Here is a 16283-nt window from a genome sequence, read left to right on the forward strand (position 1 = left end):
ACATCCTCTAGGAAAATCAGTGTTCCAGGTAGTGAAGAAAAATTCACAGCGGAAGCAGTTGATCATCTTGACCACTTGTCGCCCTCCTTTTAGCCTATGGTAGAATGATAGCATAACAGCATTTATGATAATAGGATGATTAGCTATGAATCAATGGTTCAGCAGTTATATGGATCACCCCTTTTCTATGTTCGGCGTTAGTCATATTGCGATGCTGATGATTTATTCAGCTGGGTTAGCGCTGATAATATTCGCGCATAAACCACTTCGAAAACAGCAGACGAACTACCAGATTGTCCGGTGGGTGCTATTCGTCCTTTTAATCGTTTCTGAATTCTCTTATCAGACATGGGCTGCTGTCCACGGCTAGTATGAAGGAATACCTTCCGCTTCACTTATGCGGCATTGCTTCTCTGGTGGCTGCAGCTGCGCTAGTTACCCAGCATCATAACCTGATAAAAGTCACCTATTTCATTGCTATTATCCCGGCTCTCATGGCCCTGGTAACGCCTGATCTCCCCCATGACTACCTTCACTACCGATTTTGGAAGTTTTTCTTTCATCACATGGCGATATCCTGGGCAGGAGTTCTGCTCATCCTTGTCCACCCGGTTACAATCACATGGAAAACTACTGTAAAGGTGTTTGGGCTGCTGGTTTTGTACACTATAGCGATGGGCTTCGTCAATCAAGCACTCGGTGCAAATTATTTATATTTATCCAGAACTCCGTATGTCGAGACTCCTCTCGACTGGTTAGGAGACGGGTTCTGGTATTATATTAATCTCGGTCTCCTGGCTTTTGGATCCTTTTGGCTGCTTTACTTTATTTACCGGATTTTTTCAAAGTCCGTTTAAGGTTCATCAATAAATAAAGACCCGTAGATTCGGGTCTTTTTTCATTAGGCTCTGTTAATCTTTATTGATCTAATCACTTACTCAATAATAAGGCCGAAAAGTCGAAGACTTGATTTCGAGATGTTTGCCTGCATAACGGTCCGGTGGGGAACGACTCCCTTTCCGCGGACATGCGCTGAGCCTCCTCGAGCTTACGCTCTGCGGGGTCTCACCTGTCATGCTCATCCCGCAGGAGTCTCGCCGTTCCCCACCGGACCTTGCCTTAGGAAATTCTCGAAATCACACTTGGAGAAACAGCCTTATGAATGTAGACGTGTTGGTAATAAAAGCCTTGGCACCCCTGAAATTCTTTATAAATACGTTCAGATTAAGGGTGTTGTTTTACACTTTTTGAAGGGTCCGTTTATAACAAAAATAGCTGGATGGTCAGGGAAACGGGGAGACTCCCGCGGGAGAAGGGGCTAGGCAAGATCCCACAGGGCTTTAGCCCGAGGAAGCTTGCCAGGTCCCCCGCAGGAAAGCGAGTCGTTTCCCTGCCCATCCTATTCCTTTCATAGTGACGGACCTAACTATCTTGTACCTGAGCCTTATATTAAATAAGGGATATAGACGATGATGAGAATGCCTACCCAGATGATATCGACAAAGTGCCAGTAGTAATTGAAGATCTTATGCTTTTCTTTGAAGAGATTATAAGGCAAAAGCTTCCGTTGGATTAACAGGACGATCATCCAGAAAAGCCCAAACAGAACATGGGAGGCATGGAGACCGACCAGCACATAGAAAGAAGATAAAAAGTTATTGGTCGAAATGGTATGCCCTTCTGTGACAAACGTGTAGAATTCATGCACTTCAAAATACATAAAGATAGCTCCGAAAGTGAATGTGATCAATAAACCAGTAAGAATCATCTTTATATTCCGGCGATCCAGCCCTTTTTCCGCAATCATTAATGTACCACTGCTCAACAAAAGGAAGATAGAAGCCAGGACTACCGTTTTCACTTCGAAGACTTCACTTGGATGTGGTCCTTGCGGAGCTGGGGTGTAAATCAAGTATGTCGCAAACAGCGTCGCAAACATGACCGCTTCTACAAAAAGGTAGATAAAAAAACCCATCCGTTTATCACCAAACAAGTCTTTAGACATGGTTTTACTATTCATCGTCCTGTTCCTCCTTCCTATAAGCCTCTGTCCGTTCATCATTAAATGCACGTAATAGGAAGAATCCTAACGAAGCGGCGCCGCCTAAGATCTGCATCCATACCCATCCATAAATGAACCCGAAACTCAGAATCGTCAGTGCTGCTGACAGGACGAGTGGCTGAACTGTACGGACGGCTATCGGGGAAGCGCGTGGATGGTCTGCAACAGGAAGCGATCTTCCTTCCTGTTTCGCCCACCATAGCGCATCGCGACGATCGATAACCGGCATTTTTTCGAATGGGTGTTCAGGTACAGGTGATGGGACCGACCATTCCAGTGTCCGGCCATCCCATGGGTCCGGACCTACATTTTCCTCTTTCGTCCGGTGCGTTTTGTAAATGTTCCAAAGCACAAACAGCATGCTTGCTCCCATTAAAAACGCTCCGATCGTACTGATGAAGTTATAGACAAAAACCCCATCTTCCCACGTATAGTCATAGACACGACGAGGCATGCCGTTCAAACCAGCTAAATGCTGCGGGAAGAAAGTCAGGTGGAAACCGATGAGGAACAACCAGAAATGCCATTTACCTAACTTATCATCGAGGACTTTACCGGTCATTTTCGGATACCAGTAATACAGCCCGGCGAACGCACCAAGCACCGTTGAACCAATAATGACGTAGTGGAAGTGAGCAACTACAAAGTAAGTATCGTGATACTGCATATCCGCTGCGGCAGACGCCAGCATAACACCAGTCACCCCTCCCATAACGAAAGTAGGGATGAACCCTAAGGCAAATAGCATCGGAGTTTGCAATCGTATGACGCCCCGTCTCATCGTAAACAGCCAGTTGAAGACTTTTATACCGGTAGGAACCGCAATCATCATCGTCGTAATCGCAAAGAATGTGTTTGCGAAAGGTCCCAGGCCAACCGTGAACATATGGTGGGCCCATACCATGAAGCCTAGCAGTCCAATCAGCGCTAGTGCGATCACCATCGAAGTGTAACCAAATACATTTTTCCTCGAAAAATTTGATATGATATCTGAAAAAATTCCGAACGCTGGAAGTGCCAGAATATAAACTTCCGGATGACCGAAGATCCAGAAAAGGTGCTGCCAATATACAGGATGTCCCATCTCTCCAATGAAAAAAGTCGCCCCGTAGAAACGGTCGAACTGTAATAACAGCAATGCGATTGCCAATACCGGAAAGGCAACCAGAATCAGAAAAGAAGTAATCAGGCTCGCCCATGGGAATAGTGGCATCCTTGTCAATTTAAGCCCCGGTGCCCGTAGCCTGAGAATCGTCACAATCATATTGATGGCTGCAAATATTGTACCCAGCCCCGACACTTGGAGTCCGAAGATATAGTAATTATTGTTTGGCCCGCTCGTAAATTCATAGGTCGATAATGGCGCGTAAGCAGTCCAGCCGGCATTGGGTGCAGCATTAAAAAAGAAAGCTGCGAAGAATATCATCCCGCCGGTTAAAAACAAGTAGAAACCGATGGCATTCAAAAAAGGAAATGCCAGGTCATTCGCTCCGATTTGTAGTGGGACAGCAACGTTCATGAGTCCGATTAACAGTGGCATGGCAACAAAGAAAATCATCATCGTCCCATGTGTGGTGAATATCTCATTATATTTATCGCCCTGGAATACCCAGAATTCGTTCTCCGCTGTGACTAGCTGCATCCGGATAAACAAGGCATCTATTCCGGCGCGAAAAAAGAACAGCAAAGCAAAGATGATATATAACATGCCAATTTTACGATGGTTCGTGCTGGTGGCAAAATCCCACACAACGGGCCAGTAACGTTTCTTTGTAAACCAATATAAGACAAGCGGGGCTCCAATTATGACGGAAACCCAGGCGGCTATGACATCTGTTGGCAATACGATCAAATCTCCAAATAAGTAAAACTGCATATTTTCACCCTTTTCTCCCCCGATTATTCTTCAAGCCACTGTTGAAATTCTTCCTGGTCAACCACTTCGGTATCAAAACGCATGTCTGTATGGAGGGTTCCACAATATTCCGCGCATTTCCCCTGGTATGTTCCCTCTTCGTTTGGAGTGATCTTCATTTGATTTTCTTCCCCAGGCAGCACATCTATTTTCCCGCCTAACTTAGGAACCCAAAAAGAATGAATGACATCATTAGAAGTTAAATGTAAAACGACCTCCTGATCGACCGGAAGGACTAAATTTTTGTGCGTTTGTTTACCATTTTCATATTCAAATGTCCACCGGAACTGCTCCCCTGTCACATTTACATGAAGCGTCTCATCTGAAGTGGCCCCTATATCGGATACATCATACGTAATCATTACAGTAGGAATAGCCAGGCCGATCAGCAGAATAATCGGAAGTACGGTCCAAATGATTTCAAGCGTCCGATTCCCTTCTTCATGCTTTGGAGTATCATATCGATTTTTTTCAGTCTCTCTGTATTTCCATGTAAAACCAATAAAAAGGACCGTCACTACAAGTACGACGAACATCATAATGCCAAAACTTAAATAAATTAAAAAGGCCTGATCAGAAGCTGTTTGGCTTTTCGGATCAAGCACACGCAGATTGCACCCAGACAGGACCAGCAACACTGCCATCATCGCAAGTTTTTTCATAATGCCACGCAACCTTTGCCGATAAATTTTATTAGGAAAACGCTTAACAAGACTTATGTTACTTAAGGTAAAAAAACGTTATTATCCTTTTAACCTATCTATTTAGCTATCAAACATGTATTCTTTATCAATAATTGGGTATATACGGATGGAGACCCAATGAAATAAGCTGCAAATTTACGATTGTTAGGATAATTTAAATTTACTTAATTACGGTGACAATATATAATAATAGTAATTTATTGCTAAAAGGGACTGAATTGCTTTATGGTGCAAAAAGAACATGTGGTATTCTTCCAAAAGAAAATATCCGACAATGTTGATGAGTTGACTGAAAGAATATTCACTATGTCTCAACATAGATATCCAGAAGAGCTTGAAAGTTTGTCAGAAGAAGAGCTCGAGAATAGTAAAAGAATTGTACATCAACTATTCGAAACCATCGCTAAAACCATGCTGCACGTGGAAAAATCAAACGAAATCGCGACTCAATGGGGAGAAGAAATCGGAAAGAACTCTGTATCCCGAGGCGGTTCTCTAAGCCAGGCGTTGGAGAGAATTGGCATATATAAAGAAGTGTTGTGGACGTTCATCGAGGAGCAATCCCATGAAACGAATTATGAATTCAAACATATCATCGAAGTAGTGACACGTACGGATGATATCTTCAATCATATCGTTCATGGTTTCAGCCTGAGCTTCGCCAGAGAAGAAGAACGAATTCTCAAGAATTATGAAGAGAAATACTTAAAGCTTTCCACACCTATCGTCCCCATCAAGGATACCGTTGCCATCCTGCCAATCATCGGGGAAATCGATCAAATGCGGGCCGACGTGTTGATGGATGAAACCTTAAAAGAAGTAAGCAACTGGAATATCGAATGGCTGATCATTGATCTGTCTGGCGTTTATGACGTCAACAATTCCTTCATGAGTCACTTATACCGCCTGCTTGATTCCTTGACATTGCTCGGAATCACTCCACTCCTTACCGGTATGCGGCCGGACCTCAGCATGCAGGCGACTAAGCTGGGAATATTCCAGTCCAGTAAAAACCGGGTAACGACTTGCTCTTCACTGAAACAAGCTATCGAACTGCTCGACAAGAAAAATATATCTTAGAAAAACTTGGCTTGTCGCCAAGTTTTTATGGCGAAAGCCTTAGTATTTTCTTATACTTTAATCATTTAACAAAGTTAAACTTCCTTAAAGTATTAAATGAAACAAGCCAGCCTCTCTGTAGAGGCTGGCTTTCAGCTTGTAGAGAAACCCCGTGTTTTTCTACAAGCTTTTTTTGTGCGCCCGTGCGGGCGAATACCACTCGCTTTCCGCGGACGAACGCCCGAGCCTCCTCGTGAAAACCACACTGCGGGGTCTCGGATCGCCCGTTTTTCCGCAGGAGTCTCCTGGTATTCGTCCGCCCTTCACCGAAAAAGACTCTCCTTCACCTAACTCACCTTGGATAGGTGAAGGGCAATCTTCTTCATGTTCTGGCAGGCAGCCGTCAGTAACGCTTGTTCGCGTACATTTTCTTTTCCGCGCAAGCGACAATAACGCAGCCCATGCAGTTCTTTTGAATCTGCGAAGCTACGTTCCACTTTCTCTTTTCTCATTCGATAAATCCATTTACCTTCATTAGAAAGTCGGTTCAATCGAACCTGCTCTTTCGAGCCTTCCCACACATGACGGGTAACGGTTTTCTGGTGTTTCTTATTTTGTGTACACTTCGTAAGAAGAGGACAGTCCGCACAATTTTCAGGGTTTGATTTGTAATGCCGATATCCCTCACGGTCGGTTGTCGCATAACTCAACACTTCACCCTGCGGGCACACATACACATCTCGCTTTTCATCATATGTATATTTCCATTTCGGAAGGAACCCCTTTTTTGACTGATACCTCCGATGAGCAATTACTCCGAATATTCCTCTTTCCATAATAAGCCCATGACATATAGGGTTCGTCAAATATCCGGAATCCAAACCTACGGCTTCCACGTCAAAGCCAAACCGTTCGATCTGACGATCCAACCGTTGTAAGTAAGGTCTGGAATCATGAATATTTCCCGGAGTCACATGAACATCAGTAATAATGTTATGCTTCAAATCTGTGGTGCGGTGATCAAGATAGAAGAAGCCTTCCGGCTTATTTTCCCGATAGAGATAACCACTCTCGCTATCCGTGTCACTGACCTTGATTTCTTTTTTCTTTTTCGCCTCCTCCTTTTCCTTCAGAGGCTTTTTTCCATGATCTTCACGATCTTTCCTTACTGCCTCTTCCAAATCTTCGATGTAGTCTAACGTTTCTTCTTCAACTTCTTGTTTCGAGAATTTCTTCTTATTCGCATTAGCTTTCAAGTGTGTGGAATCTGTAAATAACACACGCCCTGATACCATACGGTGATTCATCGCTTGTAATACAATTTCATCAAATATTTCTTGGAAGATATCCGTATCTTTGAAACGAGTACGGCGGTTCCAGCTAATGGTGGAATGATGGGGAACGGGATCTTTAAGGTTCAACCCTAAGAACCAACGATAAGCAATATTAGTTTCGATTTGTCGTGCCAATTCGCGTTCGGAACGAACGCCATAGATATAACCAATGAACATCATTTTAAATAATACAAGTGGATCTAGTGAAGGGCGACCATTATCTTCTGAATAGTAAGGACGAACCTTTTCAGGGATGAAAGAAAAATCTATGTATTGATCAATTTTACGGAGGAGATGATTTTCGGGCACAAGCTCTTCAATCGTGACTATTTCCATTTCACTTTGTCGTTCTTTTTTTGATTGAAACATCAAATCACCTTTCAAATTATTAGTTATAAGTATTATAACAAATTAACGCGGTGATTTATTAAAGATGAGTGAAATAAGTAAAGGCTGTCGAGACTTTCTCGACAGCCTGCAAGCCAGCCTCTCTGTAGAGGCTGGCTTTCTTCTATTGTTCATTATGATCCTGGTGAAGCTTCTCCAAACGCTGAATACGGGCTTCTAACAGTTCATATTCATCTCGGGTGACAAACCCCATTTCTTTCGCCCGCTGCTGCATTTTCGCTTTGCCCTGTTCGCTCCATTCGGCATCTTTCTGCATCCCTTTTGCTATGAATTCATCAAACATTTCACGGGCCTGCGATGGACTGAGATCCCCGCGCTGTACGAGATCATCCAATAATTTTTCCGCTTTTTCTTTTCCGCTAAGCGCAGCTCCCAGCCCTAAATAAAATCCCTTTTTTAATAGATCACTCATCATGGACCCCTCCTGTTAGTATTGATGGTCTGCATCATTTTGACATGTTTCCTTCCAAAAGCCAGCAGCCCCGCTGTCCCAATCAAACCGATAGCGAACCCTATCCACATCAGCAGCAGATCAGCAGATTGGTACCAATATAAACCAAATACTCCTCCGGCTATCATAGTGAAAAAGGATATGCTTGTGTAAAATAAATAAAATTGGTGGAACATATGATTTTGCTGCTTTTCAGCAGCCCATTCCCGATCCCTGTCGCCACTCTCCAAGAAGCTTACTAGAGCCCTTGGAAGAGACAACAATGGTCTGGCTGTATCGGCTGCTATATCCTTGTAAAAACCATACTTGGAATCCGCCCCGCTCATCCATTCCCTGATGACCGGCTTTCCCCACGCCATCAAGTCGATTTGCGGATAGACTGCCGTCAATACCCCGATAATAATAGAGGTCGCCCTTCCTAAAAAGGCGTAATCCGCCGGCAGCTGGATCGGCTGGTTTTTAACGAATTGCTGGATATCCTCCATAATGTCGTTCATGATTGTAGCATCAAGCTTTGTAAAATCACCTTCCAAATACATATCAACGGTTTCCCGCAGCATCTTTTTCACACGCTCTGTATCCGCATTGTCTAATAGAAAATTCATCTTATATAATGCATCAATGACCTGATCGTAATCATCGAGTATGAAACCTTGAATCATCATACGAAGGTAACTGGCATCTCGCTTCTTTATTTCCCCTACCATGCCAAAATCAATCACGACAACTGCGCCATCCGCTTTAAGCATCAGGTTTCCAGAATGTGGATCCGAGTGGAACATCCCGGTATATAAGAACTGTTCGACACACAGATCAAACAATGTCCTTGCCACCTGTTCCCGACTGATACCATTTTCCTTAATGAATGGGATGTCGGTGACTCTGGCTCCTTCAATCCATTCCATAACGAGCACGCGTTGGGTCGAAAGATCATTATAATATTCCGGAATATAAACATTCTCCATATCCTTGAACCGCTTTTTGAAATGGTTGCCGTTTTGGAGTTCCTTCTTAAAATCCAGTTCGTTGCTCATCACCGTGACAATTTCACGGTACAATGCCTGCAAATCTGCTTTTTTCCCATAGCTTGAGAACCGGCGGAGCATCCAGAAGACAATCCTCAGTGCTTTAAAATCCATCTGGAAAATCTCTTTGACTCGATAACGCTGTACTTTGATAGCAACTGGCGTACCATCTTTTAACGAGGCTTTATATACCTCGCCTATCGAGGCGGATGCGACAGGTTCTTCCTCCATATCGTCGAGAAATTCTTCCAGATCCCCTCCCCATTCTTCCTCGATTATCTTCTTAGAATAGGAAAAGGGTACCGGTTTGACGCGATCGACCAGCCCTTCTAATTCCTTTATAAATACTTGGGGAAGCAGATCAGCCCGAGAACTGAGGAACTGTCCGAACTTTATCAGCAGCCCGCCTAATCGGATGGATTTAATTCGATACTCACGTGCTTGCTTTGCCATCATGTCGTCCCATTTACGCTTCGTTTCCTCATCCCAGATCCGGTTGGTCTTCTGGAACCAGAATAATTGCAGCATGAACTTGGATGACATCCAGACAATAACGAATACCCGATAAAACCCTATGTATTTCATCCGATCCCGCACGGCCTCTCACCCCCCTGCTTTTTCTCTCTACTTATTAGTACCCTATTTTTTATCACTCAATCTTAGAATTCAGCACACGGATTTAGCTAATAAAAAGAAAGTTTTATTTTTTCGGTGACAAAAATAATTATTAAATTACATATTTTTCTTTTTTAAATTGTATTAAGTAGTGCTTACGTCTCTATCTATCATTACTTTAGAACCATTTCTGGTATAAAATCCCTCCTATTTTACCATTCACAATTTTCCGAATTTTGCCGATAATTATAAACATATGGAAAATATCCATGAATTTTAGGGGGAGGAATCACATTGAATAAAAAATTTACAGCCTTGCTGTCGGCTAGTGCGTTAACATTATCTTTGTTCGCGCCAGCTGCAGGAGCAGGAAACGTAAGTGCTGAAAGTAAGTACAGCAATTTCGACACGGAGCGGTACACAGACCGTATTGACATTGACGGATTGCTAGAAAAGCAGTCACAGGATGAAGACTTCCAAAAGGAAGCAAAGCAGAAGATTAAGGAAAATGCGGATGGTATTAATTTTAATGAGGATGAAGTTACGGGAACTAGCGAAGGAAATGATGCCAACTTTACATACGATGGGGGCACAAAGCTATTCCTAGACCGTGACCTGGCATTTAAAGAATTCACTTTACGCAGTGTAGGAGAAAATGTTGAAGTATGGGTTGCAGAAGATCTTTCATTTGGTGAAGATGACCCACGTGATGCGCATGTAATTACTCAACAACAAGTTGATAAAATGAAAGAAGAATTCGATTCGAATATCTACCCTACTGCTACAGAATTTTTCGGTACACCGGAAACTTTAGATGGCAGTAATTCACCATTACCGGAAATGGTCGGTCTTCCATCCGGATACTATGAAGGTGATGGAGATAAAGTGCTTATCATGGTCGACAACGTAAAAGACGACAACTATTATGATCCCGAGTACCCTTTCTTTGTCGCTGGTTTTTTCTGGCAAACATTAGAAAACTATATGGATCGTAATATTATTACAATTGATTCAAGGGATTGGGAAACCCGTTTAGAATCAACATTTTTTGGAACAACTATCCATGAACTCCAGCACTTGATTCATGCAGATAATGATGGTGACGAAACTTCCTGGCTAAACGAAGGAATGTCTACTTTTTCTGAATACCTTGGTGGTTATGGGATGGATGCTGGTTCGATCAACTTCCTTCTTGATCACCCAGAGAACTCCTTAACTAACTGGGACGAACACCAAGGTGCTGAAACTGGCCCTGAAACAATCGCAGACTACGGCTTGGTACAGTTATTCACTCTTTACAGCTATGAGCAATTCGGACAGGAATTCATCCGTGCACTTGCTAAGAGTGAAGATAACAGTATTGAAAGCTTCAATACTGTATTAAAAGATTTTGGATATAATACAAGCTTTACTGAAGTTTATCAAAACTTCTCTACTGCATTGGCTATTGATGAAAATAAATTCAAAGGCGGTATATATGGATTTGAAAACATCAACCTCCGTGATCTCCCTGTAGGAGATGGAGAAACTCGTGGACAAACAGTAAACTTTGAAAAGGCGAAGGAATATGAAAAAGATGGCGTTCCTGCTTGGGGAACCGACTATAAAGTCTTCGATTTTGATAAAAACCAAAAAATTGATACTATCAATTTTGATGGCATAGACTTCTTCCCTACTAAATGGGAAACCGTTGCTGATCCATTGGGTTCTAATAATCAAGTCTTTTGGGCTAATGAAGGACATGAGATGGATAATAGCATTATTTTCGAAGCTGATCTGACTAATATCGATGAAGCGACACTTCAATTCGATAACTTTATCGATATCGAAGAAGGATGGGACTTTGGAATGGTCCAGGTGACTACGGATAATGGTCAAACTTGGACATCTCTGGAGAACGAAAGCACTAGCTCTGATGTTGTAGAACAAGGCTATCCTAAAATCAAAGCAAACGTTCCTGGCTTTACCGGTCATTATGAAGACTGGCAAGAAGAAACGTTTAACCTTTCTGACTTTGCTGGCGAGAAAGTACACATCGCTTTCCGCTACCTCACAGACTGGGGGTACAATGATTCTGGCTGGTTCGTTGATAATATCGAAATTCCTGAAATCGGACTCAGCTATGATGGTTCTTCGATTAAACCATTTATGTCTATGGATAAACTACAGGAAAACTATGTTGAATATGGTGTAAGCTTCATTAACGAGAAGAAGAATGGCAAACACCGTGTCCTTCATGTTGATCCGTTTAATGTTACTGAAGAAGATGCTCTGCAATTGAGACAATTGTTCAAAAGCGGGAAGACTTACATGACTACTTACTATGCTGCTCCGCAAGACAGCCTGAACCCTGTTCCATTTGATTATAATATAGATTTTAAAGACAATGGTAAGGGTAAAGGTAATAATTAATTGAGACTTTGAAAACCAACCGGAGACACATTCTCTGGTTGGTTTTTTCTTTATTCTATGGCATGCTTAAAGAAAAAAGGCAGGCGAATACCTTTGCATATAAAAGAATTAGAAGTAAAAGATTTACAGAAGGTTTCGGAATGGCTCTATCATATGAATGAGCAGGACAAGCATTTTGTTGCCTGGCTCGCATCGGACCAAAACGAAATCTATGAACAAATCTGGACCTTGACGCAATTCACCGATCCATTAGCTTACGTAGCATGGGAAAACGAGCAGATTATTGGTTTTCTTGGCATCCTGCCGTTTTTCGAACAGAAGCTATGCCGGCTGCTTGGCCCGTTCGCCATCGATCAGGAAGCGGAAGTGATGGAAGGTTTATGGGATAAAGCATCGTTAACGATGGAACTCCATTTCAAGGCTGTAAAGGTAGCCAGTTTCAAAGCGAACAAGCATTTGATCGATTTTTGTGAGCGACACCGCTTCCATCTGTATAACATTGAAAAAACAATGGTACTCTACCGGGACGACTATCGCTCGGGAGAGTACGAAGCTCGTAATATCGTGGAAGTGACTGATCAGGACGAAGCGGAAATTAGCCGACTTCATCCAGAAGGCGCCTATTACACCACTTCCGAGATGATGACCCTGTCCCGGAAAGAATCGAACAAATTATGGGGCTACCAGAGTGGCGGCGAGCTGAAGGGCTATCTCTATTTTGAAACAATCATTCCAGGAATTGAGGGAGAAATCTGTTTCGTAAACGTTGATCAGAGCGAGCGGAGTCAGGGGATTGGCTCTGTTTTGATCGATCATGCCCTTCAATACGCATTCCTGGCACTTGATTTAGAAGAAGTGACGATTTCGGTACGAACGAATAATGATGGAGCCGAAAGTCTCTACCGCGAGCTTGGTTTTGAAGAAGCTCAAACCATTTATGCTTACGAAAAATTGTTCCAGGAACCGGTTCTGAAAAACCCTTTCCATTAAACACAAAAAGCCGCAGCTACCCTAATCCAGGTTGCTGCGGCTTTTTTACATATACAGGCCAACTCGCTTATAACTCTAACTTTCTAGTTTGACCAGGTACGATTTCTATTTTCTCTTCCTTTACAAACAGCTCTACCCTGTCTCCTTCAACAACCTCCAATTCTACGCCTTCCCGGGAAACCTTTACTTTGATTGCACTCCCGTGATCATGCAGATGGAAGGCATAATTCTCCCATTGTTCCGGAAGCTGTGGTGACAAATGCAAGCCGTCCTCTTTGATACGCAATCCGGCAAACCCAAAGACAATAGCCATCCAGGTGCCGCCCATATTAGCCATATGAAGACCGTCTTTTGTATTCCCATGGGTATTATCTAAATCGAGACGGGCTGTTTCTTCAAAATAATGATAGGCCTTTTCCATGTTCCCAAGCTTAGCTGCCATCATACTGTACACGCAGGAAGACAGAGAAGAATCATGGGTAGTGATTGCTTCATAGTAATCATAACTCTGTCGGATCGTATCGTCATCGCTGTAATCTTCCAATAGAAAATGAGCCAGTACGGTATCTGCCTGTTTGCAAACCTGGTAACGGTATAATGTCAAAGGATGATAGTTCAATAACAGCGGGTAATGCTCTTTCGGTGTATTTTCAAAATCCCAGACCGCCTTATTTAAAAAACTGTCATCCTGCGCGTTGATTTGCAGCTTGTCATCGTATGGCAGGTACATGGCTTCGGCAGCCTGTTTGAAGTAGTCGGCTTCTTCTGCCTGAAAATCAAGACGGGCAAATATCGTATCGGACTCGTCCTTTTCCCAGTCCTTCATTTTTTCATAGATTCGATAAGCCCATTCCAGATTAAATTTCGCCATGGCGTTTGTATAATAGTTGTTGTTGACGACGCAAGTATACTCGTCAGGACCTGTCACATCATCAATGGCAAATGTCCCGTCATCACAGAAATGCCCCATATCCATCCATAGTCGTGCTGTTTCCAATAGTACCTCTGCCCCGTAATCTTTCAGGAAATCGTCGTCCCCGGTGACATGGTAATATTGGATATAGCTATAGGCAATATCAGCGCTGATATGGTACTGCGCTGTTCCAGCCGGAAAATAACTGGAGCACTCCCCGCCATTGATTGTTCGCCATGGAAACAACGCTCCTTTTTCATGCCCCATTTCTTTCGCTCGCTCCCTGGCACGGTCAAGGATCGAGTGCCGGTAAATCAGCAACTGCTTGGCTAATTCTGGAGCGGTCATCAAAAAGACTGGAATCATATATATTTCGGTGTCCCAGAAATAGTGTCCTTCATAGCCTTCACCACTTAACCCTTTTGCTGAAATGTTACTGAATTTATCACGACCGGCAGATTGTAATAAATGGTACAGGTTAAAGCGAATCCCCTCCTGCAAAGCATCGTCCCCTTGCACCTCCACATCACTATGCTTCCAGAACTGGTGCAGATACTTTTCCTGAGCTTCCTTCAGCTGTTCTGCATCCATTGTATCCAGTTGACCTTTGACACGCAGTGCTTTTTGGCGTAAATCTCCATTGTGCCGCAGATCATCGACATAGATATTCCATTTACTGAACGCCAGGGACTGCCCCTCTTCTGCCTGCATCTCGTAAGTGTACACGAGCCGCTGGTCATCTGCCTCTTTTTCAATATCCACCAGTTTTCCATCGAGCCCTTTATGGTAACTTAGACAGGCCATTTCCAGTTCCGATCTTTCTGTTTTGCTTTTCATAAACGTGTTATCTTCGAAAGCATCTGCTTCCTGTACATGCAGCAGCTTGGCATGCCCTGCACCGACACGGGGGTCTGTCGGATCGACATGGTTTTCCACTTCTCCATCCACCGTAGAAACTATAGTGATGACATCACTGAAGTTCAACGGGGTAATTGTTATCTGGATCAAAAACAATTCTCGGTGTACAAACGAGACGACTCGTTCAAAATGGATTTCCACTTCTTTTCCCAGCGGTGATTTCCATGTGACCCTCCGGTCTGTTTTTCCTTGATCAAGATGCAGTTTCCTTGCGTATTCCAGCACCTCTCCTTCCTGAATCGAAAAATGTTCTTTTTCTTTTCCCAGATAAATGTGAATGGTTTGGCTATCAATGACATTCAGCATTTTTTGCTGTGTATCAGGAAAGGCAAATAGTTTTTCACCATAAGGGATATCAATGATATCATGAAAAGCGTTCAGATACGTCCCGCGTACGGTGGGTACCGCTCGTCCATATGATTCTTCAAAGTTCCCTCTAACGCCGATATAGCCATTTCCAAGGAAAAACAAGCTTTCTTCGTTATTTAAATCTAATTCTTTCAAAGAATGCCGTTCAATTGTCCAACTCATTTTCTCACTCCTCATTCTAATTAATCCAATGGAGCTATCCGTCCAACCTTTTTCACAGCTATCATTGTTCCCGTTATGCTTAACCAGCAAACACCGTCAAAGGACGGGTTTAAAAATATGTTGAAATCGCTTACAATGGTGATGGAATCATTACATAGCGAGATATTTTATGCTTAGGGGGCATCACGATGTTGACAATTAAGCAAACGATGATCGACCAGTTTATGAGCATACGCACGGCTAATACGAACCAGTACGCCCACCCACCCTACTTGATGGAACAACAATTGTTAGAGGCTATCACAAACAAAGATAGAAAACGGGCGATTCTGCTTTTGAAAAACATCAACCAATCGGATCGCATTATCCAGTCTAAGCAGCACTTGCGCTCATGGAAAAATTCTGTGATAAGCTCGTGTACTCTCTTTACAAGAGCGGCCATCAAGGGGGGAGTCGATCCGGATACAGCCTTCCGCTTGAACGATGCTTACCTCAATAAAATAGAAGCCATCAGGTCTCCTCGGGATATTTCTGAACTCGAGCATATGATGCTGGAAGATTTTATACATACCGTCGAACAAGCAGATAATCTCCCCTACAGCCCGGTCATCAACAAGGCCATCGCTTATATTCACGATCATATATTATCCGACTTAACGTTAGAGGAGATTTCCAGAGAATGTTATGTAAGCCCAAGCTATTTGTCCCACTTGTTCAAAAGAGAAGTCGGCGTTTCGATTGTTCAATTCATCAACGAAAAAAGAATCGATGAATCCAAGTATTTCTTACTTCATACTTCTACATCCATTTCAGATATCGCCAAGCTGTTTCAGTTTTGCAATCAAAGCTACTATACCTCTGTGTTCAAAAAGTATGTCAAGCAAACCCCGAGGCAATACCGCGAAGATCTGGCAACACCCATACAAGAGGAGTGCTGAACAACAAT

General features: G+C 43.1%; 13 protein-coding genes. 6 read left to right on the top strand and 7 right to left on the bottom strand.

Annotation, left to right across the window (positions count from 1 at the left end):
• Positions 1-145 precede the first annotated feature (145 nt).
• Positions 146-370 carry a hypothetical protein gene (locus B9Y67_RS08620; protein WP_085506315.1) on the top strand — a complete coding sequence of 75 codons (225 nt, stop codon included), beginning with the start codon at positions 146-148 and terminating at the stop codon, positions 368-370.
• A 1-nt stretch (position 371) separates the two neighbouring features.
• Positions 372-857, top strand: coding sequence for a YwaF family protein (locus B9Y67_RS08625; protein WP_085506316.1), 486 nt, complete (start codon positions 372-374; stop codon positions 855-857).
• A 587-nt stretch (positions 858-1444) separates the two neighbouring features.
• On the opposite strand, the gene B9Y67_RS08630 is transcribed toward B9Y67_RS08625, so the two are convergent.
• The 3 genes from B9Y67_RS08630 to coxB are packed head-to-tail and all read right to left on the bottom strand — an operon-like array spanning position 1445 to position 4639.
• Positions 1445-2020 (bottom strand): cytochrome c oxidase subunit 3, encoded by a 576-nt coding sequence (locus tag B9Y67_RS08630; protein WP_085506317.1) that lies wholly within the window; start codon positions 2018-2020, stop codon positions 1445-1447.
• A complete protein-coding gene (locus tag B9Y67_RS08635; RefSeq protein WP_085506318.1) occupies positions 2013-3938 on the bottom strand; it encodes a cytochrome c oxidase subunit I in 1926 nt (641 codons plus the stop codon). Before B9Y67_RS08635 ends, B9Y67_RS08630 begins: the two co-directional genes overlap by 8 nt.
• A gap of 23 nt (positions 3939-3961) precedes the next feature.
• On the bottom strand, positions 3962-4639 hold the full coding sequence (gene coxB / locus B9Y67_RS08640) for a cytochrome c oxidase subunit II (protein ID WP_085506319.1): 678 nt from the start codon (positions 4637-4639) through the stop codon (positions 3962-3964).
• A 267-nt stretch (positions 4640-4906) separates the two neighbouring features.
• Between coxB and B9Y67_RS08645 the strand changes: the two genes are divergently transcribed.
• Positions 4907-5761, top strand: a complete 855-nt coding sequence (locus B9Y67_RS08645; RefSeq protein ID WP_085506320.1) for an STAS domain-containing protein — start codon at positions 4907-4909, stop codon at positions 5759-5761.
• Between the two features lie 326 nt (positions 5762-6087).
• Here B9Y67_RS08645 and B9Y67_RS08650 read toward each other — a convergent pair whose 3' ends face one another.
• The 3 genes from B9Y67_RS08650 to B9Y67_RS08660 all read right to left on the bottom strand — a co-directional run bounded on the left by B9Y67_RS08650 (position 6088) and on the right by B9Y67_RS08660 (position 9555).
• Positions 6088-7443 (bottom strand): IS1182 family transposase, encoded by a 1356-nt coding sequence (locus B9Y67_RS08650; RefSeq protein WP_085506321.1) that lies wholly within the window; start codon positions 7441-7443, stop codon positions 6088-6090.
• 142 nt (positions 7444-7585) lie between these two features.
• Complete coding sequence (locus B9Y67_RS08655; protein ID WP_085506322.1) at positions 7586-7894, bottom strand: phasin family protein; 309 nt, start codon at positions 7892-7894, stop codon at positions 7586-7588.
• On the bottom strand, positions 7894-9555 hold the full coding sequence (locus tag B9Y67_RS08660) for an ABC1 kinase family protein (RefSeq protein WP_254901749.1): 1662 nt from the start codon (positions 9553-9555) through the stop codon (positions 7894-7896). The genes B9Y67_RS08655 and B9Y67_RS08660 overlap by 1 nt, the downstream gene beginning before the upstream one ends.
• A gap of 312 nt (positions 9556-9867) precedes the next feature.
• Here B9Y67_RS08660 and B9Y67_RS08665 point away from each other — a divergent pair, with 312 nt between their 5' ends.
• The gene (locus tag B9Y67_RS08665; protein ID WP_085506323.1) at positions 9868-11985 is read left to right on the top strand and encodes a M6 family metallopeptidase; all 2118 of its coding nucleotides are present in this window, start codon (positions 9868-9870) and stop codon (positions 11983-11985) included.
• Between the two features lie 57 nt (positions 11986-12042).
• A complete protein-coding gene (locus tag B9Y67_RS08670; protein WP_254901750.1) occupies positions 12043-12975 on the top strand; it encodes a GNAT family N-acetyltransferase in 933 nt (310 codons plus the stop codon).
• Between the two features lie 67 nt (positions 12976-13042).
• Here B9Y67_RS08670 and B9Y67_RS08675 read toward each other — a convergent pair whose 3' ends face one another.
• A complete protein-coding gene (locus B9Y67_RS08675) occupies positions 13043-15337 on the bottom strand; it encodes a glycoside hydrolase family 65 protein (RefSeq protein WP_085506325.1) in 2295 nt (764 codons plus the stop codon).
• Between the two features lie 188 nt (positions 15338-15525).
• Here B9Y67_RS08675 and B9Y67_RS08680 point away from each other — a divergent pair, with 188 nt between their 5' ends.
• Positions 15526-16275, top strand: a complete 750-nt coding sequence (locus tag B9Y67_RS08680; RefSeq protein WP_085506326.1) for a helix-turn-helix domain-containing protein — start codon at positions 15526-15528, stop codon at positions 16273-16275.
• The last annotated feature ends 8 nt before the right edge of the window (positions 16276-16283 follow it).

The organism is Thalassobacillus devorans (genome assembly GCF_900176565.1).
Lineage (GTDB): Bacteria > Bacillota > Bacilli > Bacillales > Halobacillaceae > Thalassobacillus > Thalassobacillus devorans_A.

Coding starts and splice junctions, on each gene's coding strand:
- B9Y67_RS08620 (WP_085506315.1), top strand. CDS start 146: ATGAATCAATGGTTCAGCAGTTATATGGATCACCCCTTTTCTATGTTC.
- B9Y67_RS08625 (WP_085506316.1), top strand. CDS start 372: ATGAAGGAATACCTTCCGCTTCACTTATGCGGCATTGCTTCTCTGGTG.
- B9Y67_RS08630 (WP_085506317.1), bottom strand. CDS start 2,020: ATGAATAGTAAAACCATGTCTAAAGACTTGTTTGGTGATAAACGGATG.
- B9Y67_RS08635 (WP_085506318.1), bottom strand. CDS start 3,938: ATGCAGTTTTACTTATTTGGAGATTTGATCGTATTGCCAACAGATGTC.
- coxB (WP_085506319.1), bottom strand. CDS start 4,639: ATGAAAAAACTTGCGATGATGGCAGTGTTGCTGGTCCTGTCTGGGTGC.
- B9Y67_RS08645 (WP_085506320.1), top strand. CDS start 4,907: ATGGTGCAAAAAGAACATGTGGTATTCTTCCAAAAGAAAATATCCGAC.
- B9Y67_RS08650 (WP_085506321.1), bottom strand. CDS start 7,443: ATGTTTCAATCAAAAAAAGAACGACAAAGTGAAATGGAAATAGTCACG.
- B9Y67_RS08655 (WP_085506322.1), bottom strand. CDS start 7,894: ATGAGTGATCTATTAAAAAAGGGATTTTATTTAGGGCTGGGAGCTGCG.
- B9Y67_RS08670 (WP_254901750.1), top strand. CDS start 12,043: ATGGCATGCTTAAAGAAAAAAGGCAGGCGAATACCTTTGCATATAAAA.
- B9Y67_RS08675 (WP_085506325.1), bottom strand. CDS start 15,337: ATGAGTTGGACAATTGAACGGCATTCTTTGAAAGAATTAGATTTAAAT.
- B9Y67_RS08680 (WP_085506326.1), top strand. CDS start 15,526: ATGTTGACAATTAAGCAAACGATGATCGACCAGTTTATGAGCATACGC.